Origin of the sequence: Marinactinospora thermotolerans DSM 45154, from assembly GCF_900167435.1 — a bacterium.
GTDB classification, from domain to species: Bacteria; Actinomycetota; Actinomycetes; order Streptosporangiales; family Streptosporangiaceae; genus Marinactinospora; species Marinactinospora thermotolerans.
On sequence record NZ_FUWS01000005.1, the window covers coordinates 220893 to 239053 of the forward strand.

The 18161-nt window shown below is 72.8% G+C and carries 16 protein-coding genes and 1 pseudogene; 6 read left to right on the plus strand and 11 right to left on the minus strand.

Annotation, left to right across the window (positions count from 1 at the left end; all coding sequences use genetic code 11):
* The first annotated feature begins 511 nt into the window (after positions 1-511).
* A complete protein-coding gene (locus B5D66_RS10745; protein WP_078761545.1) occupies positions 512-1024 on the plus strand; it encodes a DUF6624 domain-containing protein in 513 nt (170 codons plus the stop codon).
* Positions 1025-1031: 7 nt separating this feature from the next.
* Here B5D66_RS10745 and B5D66_RS10750 read toward each other — a convergent pair whose 3' ends face one another.
* From B5D66_RS10750 to B5D66_RS26555, 3 genes and pseudogenes are all read right to left on the minus strand, one after another.
* The gene (locus B5D66_RS10750; protein WP_159457252.1) at positions 1032-2114 is read right to left on the minus strand and encodes a methyltransferase domain-containing protein; all 1083 of its coding nucleotides are present in this window, start codon (positions 2112-2114) and stop codon (positions 1032-1034) included.
* The gene (locus B5D66_RS25460) at positions 2111-2650 is read right to left on the minus strand and encodes an MvdC/MvdD family ATP grasp protein (RefSeq protein WP_159457253.1); all 540 of its coding nucleotides are present in this window, start codon (positions 2648-2650) and stop codon (positions 2111-2113) included. Before B5D66_RS25460 ends, B5D66_RS10750 begins: the two co-directional genes overlap by 4 nt.
* A 105-nt stretch (positions 2651-2755) precedes the next feature.
* Positions 2756-3091, minus strand: a pseudogene (locus B5D66_RS26555) (MvdC/MvdD family ATP grasp protein); the annotation flags it as partial.
* Between the two features lie 832 nt (positions 3092-3923).
* On the opposite strand from B5D66_RS26555, the gene def reads away from it, so the two are divergent.
* Positions 3924-4478 (plus strand): peptide deformylase, encoded by a 555-nt coding sequence (gene def, locus B5D66_RS10755; protein WP_078761547.1) that lies wholly within the window; start codon positions 3924-3926, stop codon positions 4476-4478.
* A gap of 177 nt (positions 4479-4655) precedes the next feature.
* Entirely contained in the window at positions 4656-5630 is a 975-nt protein-coding gene (locus tag B5D66_RS10760) for a coiled-coil domain-containing protein (protein WP_078761548.1), read from the plus strand.
* A gap of 252 nt (positions 5631-5882) precedes the next feature.
* Here B5D66_RS10760 and B5D66_RS26065 read toward each other — a convergent pair whose 3' ends face one another.
* Together B5D66_RS26065 and B5D66_RS10765 are read right to left on the minus strand one after the other, a co-directional pair.
* Entirely contained in the window at positions 5883-6176 is a 294-nt protein-coding gene (locus B5D66_RS26065; protein ID WP_235000913.1) for a DUF6518 family protein, read from the minus strand.
* Positions 6097-6531 (minus strand): DUF6518 family protein, encoded by a 435-nt coding sequence (locus B5D66_RS10765; protein ID WP_235000914.1) that lies wholly within the window; start codon positions 6529-6531, stop codon positions 6097-6099. Before B5D66_RS10765 ends, B5D66_RS26065 begins: the two co-directional genes overlap by 80 nt.
* A 371-nt stretch (positions 6532-6902) precedes the next feature.
* Between B5D66_RS10765 and B5D66_RS10770 the strand changes: the two genes are divergently transcribed.
* A complete protein-coding gene (locus tag B5D66_RS10770) occupies positions 6903-7883 on the plus strand; it encodes an MBL fold metallo-hydrolase (RefSeq protein ID WP_144390077.1) in 981 nt (326 codons plus the stop codon).
* Positions 7884-8128: 245 nt separating this feature from the next.
* Here the strand turns inward: B5D66_RS10770 and B5D66_RS10775 are convergent, their stop codons facing one another.
* From B5D66_RS10775 to B5D66_RS10795, 5 genes are all read right to left on the minus strand, one after another.
* On the minus strand, positions 8129-9346 hold the full coding sequence (locus B5D66_RS10775) for an MFS transporter (protein ID WP_235000915.1): 1218 nt from the start codon (positions 9344-9346) through the stop codon (positions 8129-8131).
* A gap of 88 nt (positions 9347-9434) precedes the next feature.
* Complete coding sequence (locus tag B5D66_RS10780) at positions 9435-10241, minus strand: alpha/beta hydrolase family protein (RefSeq protein WP_235000916.1); 807 nt, start codon at positions 10239-10241, stop codon at positions 9435-9437.
* A gap of 666 nt (positions 10242-10907) precedes the next feature.
* Positions 10908-11477 (minus strand): TetR/AcrR family transcriptional regulator, encoded by a 570-nt coding sequence (locus B5D66_RS25465; RefSeq protein ID WP_078761551.1) that lies wholly within the window; start codon positions 11475-11477, stop codon positions 10908-10910.
* Between the two features lie 21 nt (positions 11478-11498).
* Positions 11499-11822, minus strand: coding sequence for a DMT family transporter (locus tag B5D66_RS10790; RefSeq protein WP_078761552.1), 324 nt, complete (start codon positions 11820-11822; stop codon positions 11499-11501).
* A gap of 519 nt (positions 11823-12341) precedes the next feature.
* Entirely contained in the window at positions 12342-13142 is an 801-nt protein-coding gene (locus tag B5D66_RS10795; RefSeq protein ID WP_235000917.1) for a CPBP family intramembrane glutamic endopeptidase, read from the minus strand.
* A gap of 221 nt (positions 13143-13363) precedes the next feature.
* On the opposite strand from B5D66_RS10795, the gene B5D66_RS10800 reads away from it, so the two are divergent.
* Entirely contained in the window at positions 13364-15526 is a 2163-nt protein-coding gene (locus tag B5D66_RS10800) for an elongation factor G-like protein EF-G2 (protein WP_078761554.1), read from the plus strand.
* A 70-nt stretch (positions 15527-15596) separates the two neighbouring features.
* Here B5D66_RS10800 and abc-f read toward each other — a convergent pair whose 3' ends face one another.
* Entirely contained in the window at positions 15597-17255 is a 1659-nt protein-coding gene (gene abc-f / locus B5D66_RS10805; protein WP_078761555.1) for a ribosomal protection-like ABC-F family protein, read from the minus strand.
* Positions 17256-17431: 176 nt separating this feature from the next.
* Here abc-f and B5D66_RS10810 point away from each other — a divergent pair, with 176 nt between their 5' ends.
* Positions 17432-18037, plus strand: a complete 606-nt coding sequence (locus B5D66_RS10810; RefSeq protein ID WP_078761556.1) for a TetR/AcrR family transcriptional regulator — start codon at positions 17432-17434, stop codon at positions 18035-18037.
* Positions 18038-18161 lie beyond the last annotated feature (124 nt).

Consider the following 18161-nt stretch of genomic DNA (forward strand, 5'->3'; position numbering starts at 1 on the left):
TTGTGGGGGTCATCCCCGCGTGCGCGGGGAGCAGCTCGACGGTGTTCGTCATGGTGTCCTCCAGGTGGGGTCATCCCCGCGTGCGCGGGGAGCAGTCTTATTGACCTGGGACGTTATCAGCCGACCCCCTCGGATTCGACCACTTCTTAAGAAAAGGACGAAACGCGCCACAGGTCGCAAAAACCCATCGAGGCGCCTAACCGCCGACGTCTCAGAGAAGCCTCCACCGGTCCTGCCGATGGTGCCGGTCGAGGCCATCTCTCCCAGGCGGGTGGCCGAGTCACGGCAGCTGCTCGCCCCCATGGCGACACTCGGTTCACGATCAAGGCGACGCTCTTGCCGAAACCGCCTCCTGGAAAGTCCTGGAACCGGTGCCCCTTGAAGGGCGAAGCGAGGACATTCACCTCCCCTGGGGGGTCGGCCTCCGCGTGCGCGCCGATGTGTCACGGGTAGGGCTGCGCTCACGCGGTGCCGCCATCCGGACGGCGGTCCGCGGGAAGGGGGATGCTCTGTGAGGACAACAGAGATCCTGCGCGCGGAGCTGCTCGACCGCGCGAGGCGGGATCGTCGGGCACGTGAGGCCCTGCCCGCCGGGTACACGACGCGGGACTGGGCCAGGCTGGTGGCTCCGGTCGACGAGGACAATCACGCCTGGCTGCGCGAACTCGTCGCGGCCCACGGGTGGCCGGGGTGGTCGTCGGCCGGTGACGACGGCGCCGAGGCGGCCTGGCTACTGGCCCAGCACGCTCCGCCCGAGGACCAGGAGAGGTTCTTGCCGTTGCTGCGCCGCGCGGTCGAGAACGGGGACGCCGCACCCGTCCACCTGGCCTATCTGGAGGATCGGGTGCGCGTATGGCGGGGACTGCCGCAACGGTACGGGACACAGTACCGCCGGCTTCCGGACGGCGGGCTGCGCTTGGAGGAGGTGGAGGACCCATCGGGCCTGGACGAACGCCGGGCGTCGGTCGGTCTCGGACCCCAGGCCGAGTACGACGCACGGCTCCGCGCCTCCGCGTCCGCGTGATCCTCGCTCACGCCGGTGTGATCCGCTGCCCTTCCGGGGTCACGGTGATGGTGTGGTCGCCGATCGCCGGCCTGCCCGCGGACTCCCACTCCGCGTGGGCGTTCTCCGCAGCGGCCCACAGGTCGCGTGTTCCGGCTGTCCGTACCCTCCCCTCCTCGGCGAGCGCCCAGGACCCGTCCGAGGTGAACAACAGCGTCCTCTGCCCCATGCGAACGAAGCCGATATCGGGCGCGGCCAGCCACAGGGCCCAGGCCATGTCGGGATCCCCGAGCACGGCGCCGTCGAGGTCGCTGACGCGGGTGATGGCGTCACGTAGGTCCATGGCGGGTGGAAAACGCCGGTTCGGGGTGGCGGCGTCCGAACGGGCGGGCATGAAACAGCCCGGCTCCGCGTGACCGAAGTCGCCGCTCGCGGTGCCGTCGTCGTCAACGGTCAGCCGGGCGATGTGACCGATGTGGGTGTTGCCCACGGAGCGGATATCCACCAGGATCACGCCGCCGGGCCTGGTCTGGGACACCCAGGTGTAGGGGACCCGCTCGACGGAGTGGGTCGCGATCACCCGGTCGTAAGGCGCTTCACCGGGGCATCCCTCGCGGCCGTCGGCGGCGACGAGGACGGGGTGGTGCCCTAGAAAGGCCAGGCGGCCACGGGCCGTCTCCACCAGCTCGGGGTCGATGTCGACGGAGACCACGTGGCGGTCCCCGAGCCGGGCCCCCAGCAGGGCGGCGTTGTAGCCGGTACCGGTCCCGATCTCCAGTACGCGCATCCCGTCGGCGACGTCCAGGGCCTCCAGCATCGACAGCATGAGGGAGGGGCGGCTGCTGGAGGAGGTGGGCCACCAGTTCTCGGGGTCGTCGGGATGGCGGCGTAACTGTGTGACCAGGGACTGGTCGGCGTAGACGCCCGGCAGCCACGCGGGGTCGTCGGAGCCGATCCAGGCGGGCGGGTTCCGTTCGTCGTGGAAACCGGGAACGAAAACGTGCCGGGGAACCGAGAGGAACGCTTCGCGCCACGCGGGATCGGCGGGCGCGATCTCATCGACCAAGGCGTCCAGCAAGGGCCGCCACCGTTCCTCAGGAATGTTCGTCACGGACTCTCCTCGGTCAGCGCGTCGGCGACCAGGGAGCTGATCGGCGCCCCCGTCTCCTCCTGAAGCCAGGCCCACTGCGCGCCGGGACCACACTCCAGGAAGTACCAGCCGGCCTCGGTGGCACAGAAGTCGAACACTCCCAGTTCCAGTCCGAGCGCTCGTAGATAGGCGCGGCATCCGATGGTGATGGGCTCGGGAACGTCCACCACCTCATAGACGAGATCCCCATAGCCCGTCCGGAAGTCCTGGTGTGCTTGTGGATCCCCGGCGTGGATCGCCACCGCGATCTGGCCATGCCGAGTCGCGACCAGACGGACGTCGAACAGTTTCTTCGCGGCCAGGTTGGCTTGGAACTGATGCATCGTGATCCCAATCCGCTGGTTGACGGACTCGGAATCGACGGGTGTGGTGTAGATCAGTCGAGCCTGGCCGTCGTCGGCGACCACCTTGTGCATGAGCGTCTTGTAGACGGCACCGCAGCCGACGTGATCCTGTTCCTCGGCGAACCGGCGGGCGGCCTTGGGATCGTTGGTCAACAGTGTCGGGAGGACCGGAAGTCCGCACCTGACAGCGGTAGCCAATTGCAACGGCTTGTACTCGCCGTCAGCGACCCGTCCCGGCGCTCCGGGAACCCAGCGGGCAGGAAGGGCAGCGAACAGTCCGCCAAGACCGAACCGCGCCTCGATCCGGGCGAATCGCTCCTCGGGCTCGCTCATCCCCGCGGGAAAGCCGAAAGGCCGAGGTCGCCGGTAGAAGACCGAAGTGACACCGATGAGATCGGCCTTTCCCTCCCTGGTCCGGACGCGGACACGCCACCCTGCGTTCTCCAGTTCCGCGGTGACCACGCATTCCATCGGAAAGGCCGCTGTATCGAAGGAGAGCACTGGAACTCCCCGTGCCGCCAGTCGCTCTCGGACGAGTTCTGCCTCCCCATCGTCTCGGGAGGCCAGAAACAGTACGAGCGCCGGGGATTCCATCAGTCCGTGACGGTCTGGGTGTAGTCGTCCCTTTCAACCGCACCGTCCTTGGTGTACTCGGTGGGGACCTTCTCCGTCCGACTGGTCGTTGGTTTTTCATGTTTGCCTGCGAGATCGACCGGCCGAGGAACAACCGCTTGATCCATCCCCCATGGCCTCAATGAGGTCGGCGGGACATTTACCACAGGGACACGGTGGTCCGCCAGGCCCGCGGGGAACCGATCATGCGCAAGAGCGAGGGGGTCTTCCACGATTCGCCTTTCACTGCTGGGGGCAAGCATCTTGTTCTTTACCCCGAAACTCCTGCTCACACCCCGTTCAGTCTCTGTGTGGCCGGTAGCGGGCAGTGGAAGAAATGATCACTGGCGGCGGTATACCGCATCTCTCAGTAGCTCTGACTTCTTCCCGCTCGGGGCTGGAGAACGCCCTAGCCTGTTCCCCCTCCTCTCTCGTACGGGACACGCACATCAGGTCTCCGAAGTCCGATGCGTTTTTCCTCTGCTCCATCCCCGCGTGCGCGGGGAGCACTTGGGCCAAGCCGTACTTACGGGCGAGCTTCGGGGACCATCCCCGCGTGCGCGGGGAGCACTCTTGTTGACCTGGGACGTTACCAGGCGCTTCCTCTCTCCACGACCACTTCTTGAAATTCCGGCATAAACCCCATAGACAGCACAAGGCGACAAAGGGACATCCTCGCCTCCTGTCCCGCGCCCCGGATCGTCCGTCCCGTCCGTCTCGGCGCCTCTCCGTCGCCCCTCTTCTCCCGGCTTCCCGAGGTCATCCCCTCATAGGGCGGAATGCCCGCTCCCGGAGCGCGGCTAATCTTGCGGGCATGACCATGCGGCCCATCGTGTACTTCGGCGACCCCGTTCTCGTCACCCCCACCACGCCCATCACCACGTTCGACCGGCACACCGAGGCGCTGGTGCGCGACCTGCTCGACACCGTGGACGCGCCCGGGCGCGCCGGGGTGGCGGCGACGCAGATCGGCGTGGGGCTGCGCGCGTTCAGCTACAACGTCGAGGGGAAGATCGGCTACGTCATCAACCCCGAGATCGTGGAGCTGTCCGAGGAGGTCCAGGAGGGTGACGAGGGCTGCCTGTCGGTGCCGCGCCTGTGGTATCCGACCCGGCGGGCCCAGCGCGCCGTGGTGCGCGGCGTGGACCTGCGCAACGAGCCGGTCACGGTGTCCGGCGAGGGGCTGATGGCCCGCTGCCTCCAGCATGAGACCGATCACCTCGACGGCATGCTCTACCTGGACCGCCTGGACCGCGACAACCGCCGCGCCGCGATGCGGGAGGTCCGCAACTCCCCGTGGTTCCTGCGGGAGAAGCCCGAACCGGTCTCGCCGTCGAAGCTCCCCAGCGCGTTCGACGGAATCGGATGATCCTCCCCATGTCACGACAAACAACGACACCGACTAGGCAGATAACGGCACGATCTCGTAAGGTCTGCTGAAGCATCACGTGGCCCAGCGGAACCATTCGCCCCCCATCTCAGGGCGAGGCCACAGGTCTGCCCACGGAGCACTCCAGTGACGAAACCCCTTGCATCACGCCCCTCTATGCCCACGCGCCGCCGCCGCGCGATGGTGTTCGCCGGCCTGGCCGCCGCGTTCGCCCTCGCCGTGCCCGCGCCCGCCTACGCCGACCCCGGGGACGAGGTCGACATCGAGGAGCTGAACGAGCGCGCCGAGAAGCTGGAGGAGGAGTACGACAGCGAACTCGTCCAGTACACCTCCGCCAAGGAGGGTGCCCAGAAGGCCCAGGACGACCTGGACGAGATCAACAAGCGGATGGAGGAGGCCCGCCAAGGCGTCTCCCAGATCGCCGCGAGCCAGTACAAGAGCAGCGGCCTCAACCCCACCATGGAGGTCGTGTTCAGCAGCTCCCCCGACGAGATGCTCGGCGACGCGGCTCTCGTCGACCACCTCGCCGACAGCAACGGTGAGCGCGTCCTCTCCCTCGCCGACCTGCAAGCTGAGGCCGAGAAGGCCAAGGAGAAGGCCGACGGCAAGCTCAAGGAGGCCGAGGAGCTGATCGAGGACCTGGAGGAGCAGCGCGACGAGGTCCTGGACAAGATCGAGAAGTACGAGGCCGAGCAGACCCCCGAACCCGCCGAGACGGGTTCGTCCGGCGGCTCCGGCGACGGCACCGTCCCGGCGAGCGCGATCGGCCCCGGCTGGGACGGCGCGACGCCGCGCATGGCGGCGATCCGCGACGAGATCGTCCGCGAGTTCGGCGCCCCCTTCCCGGTCGGCTGTCTGCGGCCCGGCGACCCGGGCGAGCACGGCTCCGGCCGCGCCTGCGACTTCATGATGAGCGCCAACGGCGGCATGCCCTCGGCGGCCAACCAGCAGCTCGGCACGCAGATCGCCGAGTACGCGAAGAACAACGCCGACCGCCTGGGCGTCATGTACGTCATCTGGGAGCAGCGCATCTGGGACTCCCGCAACCCCGGCGCCGGCTGGAAGCCGATGGAGGACCGCGGCAGCATCACCCAGAACCACTACGACCACGTGCACGTCTCGTCGTACTGACGGGCACGCGACCGGGGACGGGGACGCCGGCGGCGTCCCCGTCCGTCGTGTCCGGCCCGCCCCGCAGACCGGGGTCAGGCGGGCCGGCACCGGAGGGCGGTCGTCCTCCCCCGCGGCCTCGCACCCGCCGTCCCGGCGCTTGACGCTCCTCGGCGCCGTCCCCGCACAGGCCGTTCCGTGGGATCGCGCGCCGCTCTCACGAGACCGGCCCGACCTGCCGGTACACCGGGCACCGGCGCGTCGCCGCCTCGCTCAGGACGACCACCAGATCAGCAGGTCGCCCGAGTAGACGACCACGAACGCGACGGCCGTCACCGCCGCGACGGCCACCGCAGCCAGGATCGACCGCGCGTCGCGGAAGCGCCACGCGCACCCCCACGCCAGCAGGGCCGACCCCGCGGCGATCGACCCCGCCCAGTAGGCCCCCGAGGTGGTCGCCAGGATGTACAGCAGCCCGTAGGCGCCCTCACCGACGAGCACCCCGCTCAGCAGGCCGACGCCGTAGGGGGCGAAGGCCGTCCGGAACCGCAGGGCGTGGGCCGTCACCCCCCAGGAAGGGGCCGACGACGACGGCCGCCGTCACCCAGAAGAGCGTCACACCGGCCGAGACGGAAAAGCCGCGCAGGACCGAGGCCAGGTCGTAACCGGCCATCATGGCCGCCAACGCCAGGACGCCCGCGACGACCGCGGCCCACCGCCGTGGCGCGAGCAGCGCCAGCAGGAGCGCCGCCACGCTCCAGGAGCCGGCCGAGTTGGCCAGGGAGTTCAGGGCCGATGGCAGCCATCCCTGCCCGAACGAGGTCAGGACGCCGATCGCCAGGCCCCCGACGACGGCCGGGGCGAGGGCGGCGACGGAGGCGAGGGGGGAGGCGGCCGGTGGCGCCGTCGTGCTGGTGGTCATGCCTCTCCTCACGAGGGGCCGGTGGCCGCGCGGAGTCTCAAGGACGATCCTGCCCGATCCGGTCCGGGGAGGCGATCCGCGGCGCCGGCGACCGGAAGGGCCGCGACGGCGCCGCGAGGCCGCCCGTCCGGTGGGCGGCCCCCTGGTGACCGTTTCCGGTCACGGACCGCGCGTCCCCGGTCCCGGGACGGCGGAGGTGGCGGCGCCGGCCGCCCGCAAGCCGCAGGCCAGCGGCGCGGCGGGACGCCGCGTCCACGTTGAGGCCCGGAGTTTCGGGCCTCGCCGAATCGCCGCGGAACGTCTCGTCCCGGCCGCGCGATCCGCGTAGCGTGCCCTCCGCCCCGTGCCACACGAGTCAGCAGGAGAACCACGTGCGTCCCTCACCCCGCCGCGATGGCGAGGCCGGTCTGGTCTCCCGGCGCGGCTTCGGCCGGCTCGCCGCCTTCGGGCTCGCGGCCGGCGCCGACCTGGTCGGTCCCGCCCCCGCCGCGAGCGCGGCGGCCGACGGACAGGACTACTACGAGCGCGCCCGCGCGCTGGCCGGGGACGATCCGGTCCTGCGGGCCCTCGCCTCGGCGCTGGCCCCCGACGTCACCTTCCCCGACGTGCCCGCGCCGGCGCCGCTGCTGCTGTTCGACGATCTCGCCCTGGTGAGCGTGGGCTTCGTGCACGCCATGGCGCTCCTCACCGACGACGGGATCGTGCTGTTCGACGCGCTCCGCTCCCCCGAGGACGCCGAGGACGTCATCGTCCCGGGGCTGCGCGAGCTGGGCGCCGATCCCGCGGCGATCAGGTACGTCGTCATCACCCACGGGCACTACGACCACTTCGGGGGCGCCCAGTACCTCGCGGACCGCTATGGGGCCCGCGTCCTGATGTCGCCGGCCGACTGGGATCTCGTCGCCGGCTCCCGGCCGGACAACGCCCCCGTCCGGGATCTGGAGATCGCGGACGGGCAGCGGCTCACGCTCGGCGGCACGACGGTCCGCTTCCACCACACCCCGGGTCACACCCCCGGCACGGTCTCGCCGATCTTCCCCGTGCGGGCCGGCTCCGATCGGCACACGGCCATGTTGTGGGGCGGCACCAACCCGCCCGGCACGCTGCCGGAGCTGCGCGACTACCTGGCCTCCATCGCCTCCTTCCGCGGCCGGATGCGGGAGGCGGGGGTGGACGTCGAACTGTCCAACCACCCCAACGACTACGGGCTGCAACGCGCCGAGCAGCTGAGGGAGCGGCCCGACGGGGCGAACCCCTTCGTGCTGGGCCGGCACCGCGCCGACCGGTACATGGCGGTCATGGACCTCATGCTGCGCGGGAGGATCGCCGACGCCGAGGCCGCCGGCGGCTGACCGCCGGCGCCGTGTGGCGCCGACCGCTCCGATCGCGTCCGCTGCCCGCCCCGGCGCTCGTGGCCGCCGCCGGAGGGACACTCCGGCGGCCGGTGTGCCGGGCCTCGGGCGCGGAGGTGACCTCCGTGGCCACGTGTCCCGGCTGCGTTCCGGCAACGCCCCGGGAGCGGTGCCGGAGGTCCGCGGGCGGGGAGCGTCCCCTTCCGCGTCCCGCGTCCGCGCGAGTGGGCCGCGGTGGAGGCGGGCTAGCGGGCGCCGGCGGTCTCGTCCCGACCGCGCCGGCCCAGGCGCAGCGCGGTGGGCAGGCACACGGCCGCCACCAGCGCGGACAGCGCGAACGCCGGACCGTGGCCGAGCCCTTGGGCGACGACGCCCAGGGCGAGCGCCCCCACGCCGGTCCCCGCGTCGTAACCGATGTTCCACGCGGCGCTGGCCGTGCCGTAGCCGCGCGGCCCCGAGCGGCGCAGCATGACGGTGACGGTGTCGTTCTGCGCCGCGCCGAACCCGGCGCCGAACAGGGCCGCCCCCGCCACGACCAGGACCGTTCCCGCCGCTCCCGGCCCGCTCCAACCGGGAACGGCGGCCCACAGCGCCCAGGCGATGGCGGCGCACCCCAGCGCGCAGGCGGCCACCGCCGGTGTCAGCAGGGCCGCGCGGCCGGCACGGTCGCCGAGCACGCCCGCGACCCCGCGGCCGGCGGCCGAGAACACCCCGTAGGCGAGCAGCGCGACCGTGGCGACCGCCGGGACGCGCTCCAGGGGGATGGCCAGGAACGTGACGAGGCTGTTGGAGGCGACCGCCACCGCCAGCATGACGGCCAGCGGCGCGGCGAGGAGGAGCCAGGTCCGGGCGTCCGCCGGCCCTTCGGCCCGCGCGCCGTCGCCCCGCCCCCGCGTCCCGGCCGGGGCGCCGTCGCCGCCGGTGAGCCACACGCCCACCGCGGCCACGGCGCCCAGGAGCGGGCCGACGCAGGCGAACCAGAACACGGCCGCGAACCCGACGTTGAGCGCGATCCACACCCCGCTCGACAGGAAGACGAGGTTGGACAGGCCGACGGCGAGCCCGTAGTAGCCGGTGGCGCGCCCGATCTGCTGGGGCGGGACGAGCCGCGCGGCCAGCGCCGTGCCCGCGACGGTGGCCATGCCGAAGCCGATCCCGCGCGCTCCCGACAGGGCCAGGAGCGTGGCCAGGTCGGTGGTCAGCGGGTACAGCGGCGCGGGAAGGCCGAGCAGGAGCGAGCCCACGGCCATGGTCCAGCGGTAGCCGCCCCGGTCGAGGATCCAGGGCATCGCGAGCTGCGTGAGGACGGTCGTCAGCATGAACACCGACGTGGTCGCGCCCGCCGCGACCTCGCCGGCGCCGCCGCGCACCGCCCACAGGGGGACGACGGGCAGCAGCAGGACGTAGCCGCTGAAGGTGGCGATGGTGGCGGCGATGAGGAGCCGGAAGGCCGGCGTGCGCACGCCGCGCCGGGGCGGGGTCACCGGGGCGTGCCGGGGCGAGCGAACGTGCCGCCTTTCGCGTCCCGGTCCGCCCCGCGCCCTCGGGGGCTCACTTCCCCTCCGGCGCCGGCCCCGAAGCGCCGTCCAGACGCGCGGCCAGCCACCGGGCGACGCGTTCGGCCCGTTCGGGGGTCATGGCCCGCTCGGCGTGGCCCATGCCCGGTTCGATCCACAGTTCCTTCGGTTCGCGCGCCGCCTCGTGGATGCGCAGGGCGTGTTCCACCGGGAAGTAGGCGTCGGCGTCGCCGTGCACGACGAGCAGGGGCGCCGGGGCGATCGCGGCGGCCAGCTCCGTGGGGTCGGGCGGAACCGGGTCCCACTCCCGGTCGGTGACGCGGACCCGGCGGGCGGTGCGCAGGAACCACCGGCCGGCCGGCTTCTCGACCCCGAAGTGCAGCAGCCGCATACGGGGGGTGCCCCGGTAGAACCAGCGGCTGGGACCGCTGATGGCGACCACGGCGTCCACGCCGCCGAACGTGCCGGCGTGGCGCACGGCGACGGCCGCGCCCATGGAGAAGCCGACGGTGGCCACACGGGTGTAGCCGAGGCCGCGCAGGTGGCCGACGACCGCCTCCAGGTCGTGGATCTCGCGGTCGCCGACCGTGCACTCACCGCCGGAGGAGTGGTGGCCCCGGAAGTCGAAGACCATGACGTCTCCGACGGCGAGGAGGCTGCGGGCGATCATGCGGCTGCCGGGGTTGCGCCAGGTGCCGGTGAAGCCGTTGGCGACGGCGATGGCGACCGGGCGCGTGGCGGTGCCGCGCAGCAGGGCCGCGTCGATGGAGACGCCATCAGAGGTCAGCAGGGTGGCGGGCTCGGGGTGGGACGGCGTGGTGCCGGGCAGGAGGTCGGACACCGTCCCATCCTGCCGCATCCCGTTTCCGGGGTCAGGGGGGTGGGCCGGTGATCGGGCGTGGTGCGGGCCCCACCGGTCCGGGCGCGCGGGCCGGTGGCCGGTGGCCGGGAGCGGCACCGGGGTTCATCGGCGTGCCCGGTCGCGCGGCCTTGGGCGGGCGGTCGCGTCCGGACTTCTTGGAGCCGGCCCGGACGTGGCGTCTCCACGTCGGCCCGGCGGGGCCGGTTTCACGACGCCCGCCCGGTGTCCGCGCGACTCAGCAAGGCGGCGGGCCGGCCATGGCCAGTGAACCGGGAGGCCGAACACCCCGATAGGCCGCGGCCGATCCCTCCACCGGAGGACGCCTGATCCCGCCTCCCCACCGGCGTCTCCCCGGACGGGCGCCGCGCCCGCCGCGTGCCCGGTCGCGCGGCCTTGGGCGGGCGGTCGCGTCCGGGCTCCTTGGAGCCGGTCGGGGCGCGGCGTCTCCACGTCGGCCCGGCGGGGCCGGTTTCACGACGCCCGCCCGGTGTCCGCGCCGCTCACCGAGGCGGCGGGCCGGCCATGGCCAGTGAACCGGGAGGCCGAACACCCCGATAGGCCGCGGCCGGCCCCTCCACCGGAGGACGCCTGATCCCGCCTCCCCACCGGCGTCTCCCCGGACGGGCGCCGCGCCCGCCGTCCGGATCAGGCGGGGAACAGGCGGGGGAGCGCCGCGGCGAGGGCGGTGGTGGCGGCCCCCTCCGGGTCGGCCACGCCCTCGCCGCCGGCGTTGACGAGCAGGCCGTCGGTGAGCGCGAGGGCCAGCCTCGCGTCGTCGGAGTCGACGTCCCGTCCGGCTCGGGCGAAGAGCGAGACGATCACGCGGACCAGGTCGGTGTTCCAGTCGCGTACGACACCGGCGTAGGCGGGGTGGCGTCCGGCCTGGACGTAGCGCTCGTAGAAGGCGAGCGCGCCGGGTTCGCCGACCGGCCCGGCGACCATGCGGACCAGGGCCGCGGCGAGTTCGCGCTCCCCTCCCGGCTCGAATCCGGCCAGGACCTCCTCCGCGTGGGCGCGGAACCTGCCGCCGAGGCGGACCAGCGCCTGGACGGTGAGGTCCTCCAGCGAGTCGAAGTAGTAGGTGGTGGAGCCGAGCGGCACGCCGGCGCGCGCGGCGACCGCCCGGTGGCTCAGCGCGGCGAAGCCCTCGCCGAGGATGATGTCCACCGCGGTCTCCACCAGTTCGGCCTTGCGCCGTTCGCCGCGTTCGGTCACGCCGCCTCCTCCCTCGGGTCGTCAGTGGGCGCCGCCGCCCGCCAGTTGCAGGGCGACGACCCCCGCCAGGATGAGCACGATCGCGACGATACGCAGCACCTGGACGGGATCGCCCAGGAACATCATGCCGAAGACCGCGGTGCCCGACGCCCCCAGACCGGTCCACACCGCGTAGGCGGTGCCGACGGGCAGGGAGCGCAGGGACAGGCTGAGCAGGGTGAAGGACGCCGCGGCGGCGGCGAAGGTGACCGTGGGCCACAGTCGGGTGAATCCCTCGCTCATCTTCAGGGCGATGGCGAAGACGGTCTCCAGCAGCCCCGCGATGATCAGCAGGATCCAGGCCATGACGAACTCCTTTTGTACGGCTGTACACAATTGTACGGTCGTACAATTTCAGGGGCAACGTCAGACCGGTCACCTCCGGAGCCCTCTCGCGTCGCCGCACGGCGGCGCGAGGGCGGGAACGCGGCGGGCTGTCTCCTCGTGGCCCTCCACGGCCCGGGATGCGGACCCGCGGGATCGGCCGCGCTGGGGTCCCGGGCCACCGCGCGCCTCCTCGCCGGAGCGGCTCGACCACCTCGCCTCCCCCGACGATCGGCCGGCCACGGAGCCGGCCGGACCCAACACCCGTCGGCGACGAGGGCGACCGCCCACTCGAGGCACGGCGACAGGCCGCCACCCGGCCGGACGGCACCGGTCCCCGCGGGAGACGGTCCGCCGGACAGGACGCGGCCCCGGTGGGCGCCCCGCGTCGGCGGCGGGATCGATCACCTCGCCGGCGAACCGGAGCATCGCGCCTCTAACCACCCGAGAACGCGGGAGGACGGTGCCGCGCCCCGTCCCGGCAGGTCCGCCCCGGGCCGGCTACAGCTCCGGCGCGCGGTGGCGGCGGCCGGTTCCGGTCAGCAGCAGCGCCCTCGTGTCCAGCAGGATGTGCAGGACGACGGGGATGAGCAGGCTTCCCGTCCCCAGGTAGAGCACCATGAACAGGGCGCCGAGCAGCCCGGGGCCCACCAGCCCCCACCAGCCCTGGTAAACGTGGGCGAGCGCGAACAGGACGCACGACGCCACGGCCGCGGCCCACAACGGCAGCCCCAGGGACACCCCCAAGGCGACGAACAGACCGCGGTACAGCAGCTCCTCGCAGATCCCCGTTGTGACGGCCAGGCCGATCCCCAGCCGCCGCTCGGTCCGCGAGCGCGGCGCGAGCGTGGTGATGACGTGCCCGCCCGGGGTCGCGCGCGACGACGACGGCGCTCCGCCCGCGCGCCCGCCCCCGCCCGCGCGGCCGGAGCGCCGGGACCCGCCCGAGGCGCCACGGTCGCGCGTCAGCAGCCACAGCACCAACGCCGCCAGGCAGAAGCCGATGACCGCGGCCAGCAGCGGCCCCCACTGGCTGGGCGCGCGCAGGCCCAGGTGCTGGGCCCGCACTCCCGGGGACAGCAGGACCGCGACGACGATGAGCGCGGTCCAGGTCCACTCGACGCCGATCGTCGTCCGGTACAGCCGGGTCAGCGCGCGCGGGTCCGAGGGGCGTCTTCGCTCCAGCCGGGCGAACCCGCGTCGGCCCAGCAGCGGCTCACCGACCGCCGCGTAGGCCACCAACACGATGCCGATGATCGTCGCGGCCGTACTGAACTGGGGAACGCTCTCGCTCCATGGCACGGGCCACAGCCTAAGAGATCGCGAGGGCCGTTCGGGTCCCGGCGGCGCACCCGGATCCCCTCCTTCTCCGAATCTCCTACGTAGCCGGATGACCTGGGCTTTCGCCCCGGCGTGTCGTGTTTTCCCCCTTGCGGGATGTGCCGATGGGGGGTGACCGTAGAAGGTGTCCCCTGTCACACAGGACGCGGGACATCTGTCTCTTCCCATGGGAGTGATGCACCATGGCGGACAAATCCGGTACGGTCACCGCCGGCAGGGCGCCCACGGCCGATCAGCCCGCGAACATCCGCAACGTCGCGCTGGTCGGCCCTTCCGGCTCCGGAAAGACCACGCTGGTCGAGGCGTTGCTGTCGGCCTCCGGGACGATCGAACGCGCCGGCCGGGTCGAGGACGGCACGACCGTCAGCGACCACGACGACGTGGAGGTCCGGCAGAAGCGGTCGGTGAACCTCGCCATCGCCCCCGTCCGGGTCGGCGGCGTCAAGGTCAACCTGATCGATACACCCGGTTACGCCGACTTCGTCGGTGACCTGCGCGCCGGACTGCGCGCCGCGGACGCCGCGCTGTTCGTGGTCTCCGCGATCGACGGCGTTGACGGGCGCACCCGGCTGCTGTGGGACGAGTGCGCGCGGATCGGGATGCCGCGCGCCGTCGCGATCAACAAGATCGACCACCACCGGGCCGACTTCGACGGCGTCGTCGAACAGTGCCGGGCCGCGTTCGGCGAGGGGGTCGTCCCCGCCTACCTGCCGGTGGTCTCCGGCGAGGGAGACGAGCGCACCGTGCGCGGGCTGGCGGCCCTGTTGTCGGGGCGCTACACCGACCACACGGGAGCCGAGCGGACGGTCCGTGACGGGCTGCCCGAGGAGATCGCCGCGCAGGCCGGGCCGCTGCGCGACGCCCTCATCGAAGGCGTGATCCAGGAGAGCGAGGACGAGACGCTCATGGACCGCTACATGGAGGGCGGGCAACTCGACGCGACGCTGCTGATCACCGACCTGGAGGCCGCGGTCGCGCGCGGCGGGCTGCACCCGGTGCTCGCGGTCTCGGCCACCACCGGCGTGGGCGTGGCCGAGCTGTTGGAGGAGCTGCCCCGGGCCTGCCCCTCCCCGCCCGAACGGCCGATCCCGCCGGTGACCACGCCGGAGGGGCGCCCGGTCTCCGACCTGACGTGCGACCCCGACGGGCCGCTGCTGGCCGAGGTCGTCAAGACGGTGAGCGATCCCTACGTCGGCCGGGTCAGCCTGGTCCGTGTCTTCTCCGGGCGGTTGCGCCCCGACTCGTCGGTCCACGTGTGCGGACGCGGCCTGGCCGATCGCGGCCACGAGGACCACGACGCCGACGAACGGGTGGGCGCGCTCGCCGAGCCGTTGGGCAACCGGTCCCGGCCGGTGGGCGAGGTCCTGGCCGGTGACGTCTGCGCCGTGGCCAAGCTGGCGCACGCCGAGACGGGGGACACCCTGTCGGACAGGGAGCGTCCCCTGCTGATGCCGCCGTGGACGTTCCCCGACCCGCTGCTGCCGGTGGCCGTGCACGCGGCACACGCCTCCGAGGAGGACCGGCTCGCCCAGGCGGTGGCGCGACTGTCGTCCGAGGACGTCACGCTGCGGGTCGAGGTCAACCCCGAGACGCACCAGCTGGTGGTGTGGTGCATGGGCGAGGCCCACCTCGACGTGGCCCTGGACCGGCTCGCGCACCGCTACGGGGTGGAGGTCGAGACCGAGGAGGTGCGCATCCCGCTGCGCCAGACGTTCACGATCCCGGCGCAGGGCATGGGACGCAACGTCAAGCAGAGCGGCGGCCACGGCGAGTACGGGGTCTGCCACATCAAGGTCGAGCCGCTGCCGTCGGGGTCGGGGCTGGAGTTCGTCGACGAGATCGTCGGCGGCGTCGTGCCGCGCCAGTACGTGCCCTCGGTCGAGAAGGGCGTGCGCGCCCAGATGGAGCAGGGGGTGGGGCCCGGGTACCCGGTGGTGGACATCCGGGTGACCCTCTACGACGGCAAGGCCCACTCGGTGGACTCCTCCGACATGGCCTTCCAGAAGGCGGGGAGGCTGGCGTTGCGGGACGCCGCCGAGAAGGGGCAGGTCACCCTGTTGGAACCGGTGGACGAGCTGTCGGTCGTCGTCGCCGACGCCTACATGGGCGCGGTGATGAGCGATCTGAGCTCCCGGCGGGGCAGGGTGGTGGGCACCGAGTCCCTGCCCGGCGGGCGCACCCTGATCCGGGCCGAGGTCCCGCAGGCGGAGATCGCGCGCTACGCGATCGACCTGCGCTCGGTCTCCCACGGGACGGGCACGTTCAGCCGGCGCTACCTGCGCCACGAGGCGCTGCCCCGGCACCTGGCGGACAGGTACGTCACGCCGAAGGCCGGGGCGCGCTGAGACCCGTCCGCCGCTGGGGGCCGTCCCGATCGGGGCGGCCCCCACACGTGCCGGCGCGGCGGCGCGGCGCTCACCCCCGTCTCCCGGCGGGCACCTCCTCCCGCGATCGGCTCCGCGGTGGCGCCACGACCCGGCCCTCCTCGACCCACAGCTCGGCACCGGCGAACGCGCGGCACAACGCCCGGTCGTGCGAGACGACGACGATCGCCCCCGGGTAGTGCCTCAGCGCCTCCTCCAGCTCCTCGACCAGGTCGAGGGAGAGGTGGTCGGTGGGTTCGTCGAGTAGCAGCAGGTCGGTGTCGGCGGCCAGGACGCGGGCGAGGGAGAGCCGGCGCAGCTGCCCGGTCGACAGCGTCCCCAGCCGCGCCTCCAGCCGGTCGGGGCGGAACAGGCCGAACGACAGCAGCCGTTCGGCGTGCTCCTCAAGGGTGCCGGGCCTTCCGGCGGCGAAGGCGTCCAGCAGGGTCCGTCCGGGGTCGGTGACCACGGTGTGCTGGGGGAGCAGACCGATCCGGCCGCGGCGGCGTACCACGCCCCGGTCGGGCCGCACCTGTCCGGCGATCACCCGCAGCAGGGTGGTCTTGCCGGCCCCATTAGGGCCGCGCACCAGGAGGCGCTGTCCCGCCTCGATCTCCAGGTGGGCGACGGCGAGCCGGTCGCCGACCGCCACGTCCGCCATTCCGACGAGCACGCCCCGCGTCTCGCCGCCGCCGGGGCGGGCCGTGAAGCGCAGGGGGTCGGGCGGGCGCGGCACGGGGTCGGCGTGGAGGCGGCGCAGCCGTTCCCGGGCGTTGCGGATGCGGGCGGACATCGACCCCTGGACCCGGCCCGCGGCCCGATCGTAGGCCATCTTGTTGTTGTCCCTGATGGCACGGCCGGGGGCGACCTGCCGGGCGGTGAGGGCGACCTGCGCGGTGAGGCGTTCCACGTCGCCGCACCACCGCTCGTAGTCCTGTTCCCACCGCCGGCGGGCCGCGGCCTTGCCCTGGAGGAAGCCGGCGTAGCCGTCGCCGTGGCGCACGACGGTACGGCGCTGGGCGTCGACCTCCAGGATCGCGGTGGCGGTGCGTTCCAGGAAGAGACGGTCGTGGGAGACGGCGACGACGGTGCCCCGGTGGGCGCGCACCCGTTCCTCCAGCCAGGCGGTGGCGTCGGCGTCGAGGTGGTCGGTGGGCTCGTCGAGCAGGAGGATCTCGGGCGGGGCGGCGAGCAGGCCGGCCAGGGCGAGCCGGACGCGCTGTCCCCCGGAGAGGGTGGAGAGGGGGCGGTCATGGCCGATTCCGGCCAGGCCGAGGATGTCGAGGGCCGCGGCGACGCGGGCGTCGGCCTCGTATCCGCCGCGCGCCTCGAAGGCGGAGAGCAGGTCGCCGTAGGCGGCGAGATCGGCGGGACGGGCCTGGTCGAGGACCGTCTCCAACTCGCGCATGCGCCGTTCCATGGCTCGCAGGTCGGCCAGGGCGGTGTCGATCGCCTCGCCCACGGTGTGTTCCCCGGGCAGGGCCACGACCTGGCCGAGGTGGCCGACACCGTTGTCGGCGTCCACGGTGACGCTTCCGCTGTCGGGCTGCTGTTCGCCGGCCATCAGGCGCAGGAGGGTGGACTTGCCGGCGCCGTTGTCGCCGACGACCCCGACACGCTCGCCGGGGGTGACGGTCAGGGAGATCCGGTCGAGGATCAGTCTCCCGTCGTAGGAGACGGTGACGTCACGCAGGGAGAGCTGAGTAGGCAAAGAGGACTCCGATCGCTTCGGGCGCGGCCGTGTGGCGCGCGAGGGGTGGGGGAAGGGGCGCGTCCTCGCAGGTCCATGACTGGTGTCTCCTCACGTACGAACCTAAGGCAACTTTAGTTGCGTTAAGCTGATCCTGGACCATTTCCGCTCCCGACGCAACCGGAGAATCGCGTTCCATGGAGGACGAGAACACGCCCGGCACCCGACGGCCCGGCGGACGGACCGCCCGCACCCGGGCGGTCGTGGTGGCCGCGACACTGGCCGAACTGGGCGAATACGGCTATGGCGGGCTGACCGTCGAGGGCGTCGCCCGTCGGTGCGGCGTCCACAAGACGACCCTGTACCGGCGCTGGGGCGGCGTTGACGGCCTGCTCTGCGACGCCCTCGACGCCGCGAACGACGACACCTGGCTGCCGGCCGACACCGGGACGATCGACGGCGACCTGCGCGAGATCGCCCGCGAGGTGGTGCGGGGCTTCACCGGCCCGCAGGCCCCGGTCCCCTCCGCCGTGATCGCCGCGGCCTTCCAGTCCGAACGCGCCGCGGCGGCCCTGCGCGGGTTCTTCGCCGTCCGTCACCGGCGCTGCGCCGTCGCCGTCGCCCGGGCGGTGGAGCGCGGCGAACTGCCCGCTGACGTCGACGCGGTGGACCTGGTCCGCACGGCGGTCGCGCCGTTGTACTACCGGCTGTTCGTCAGCCGTGAGCCGGTCGGACTCGACGACGCCGACCGCGCCGCCGCCACCGCCCTCGCCGCGGTCCGGGCCACCGCGCACCGCGGCTGACGGTCCGGTCCACCCGGTTGCGCCCCGACCGTATCGAGGCGCGGGGAAGACCGGTATCAACGGGAAAGTCGGCGGAAAGCCGCATGCCCGGACAACAGGCAGAGAGTCCACCACGGGATGAATT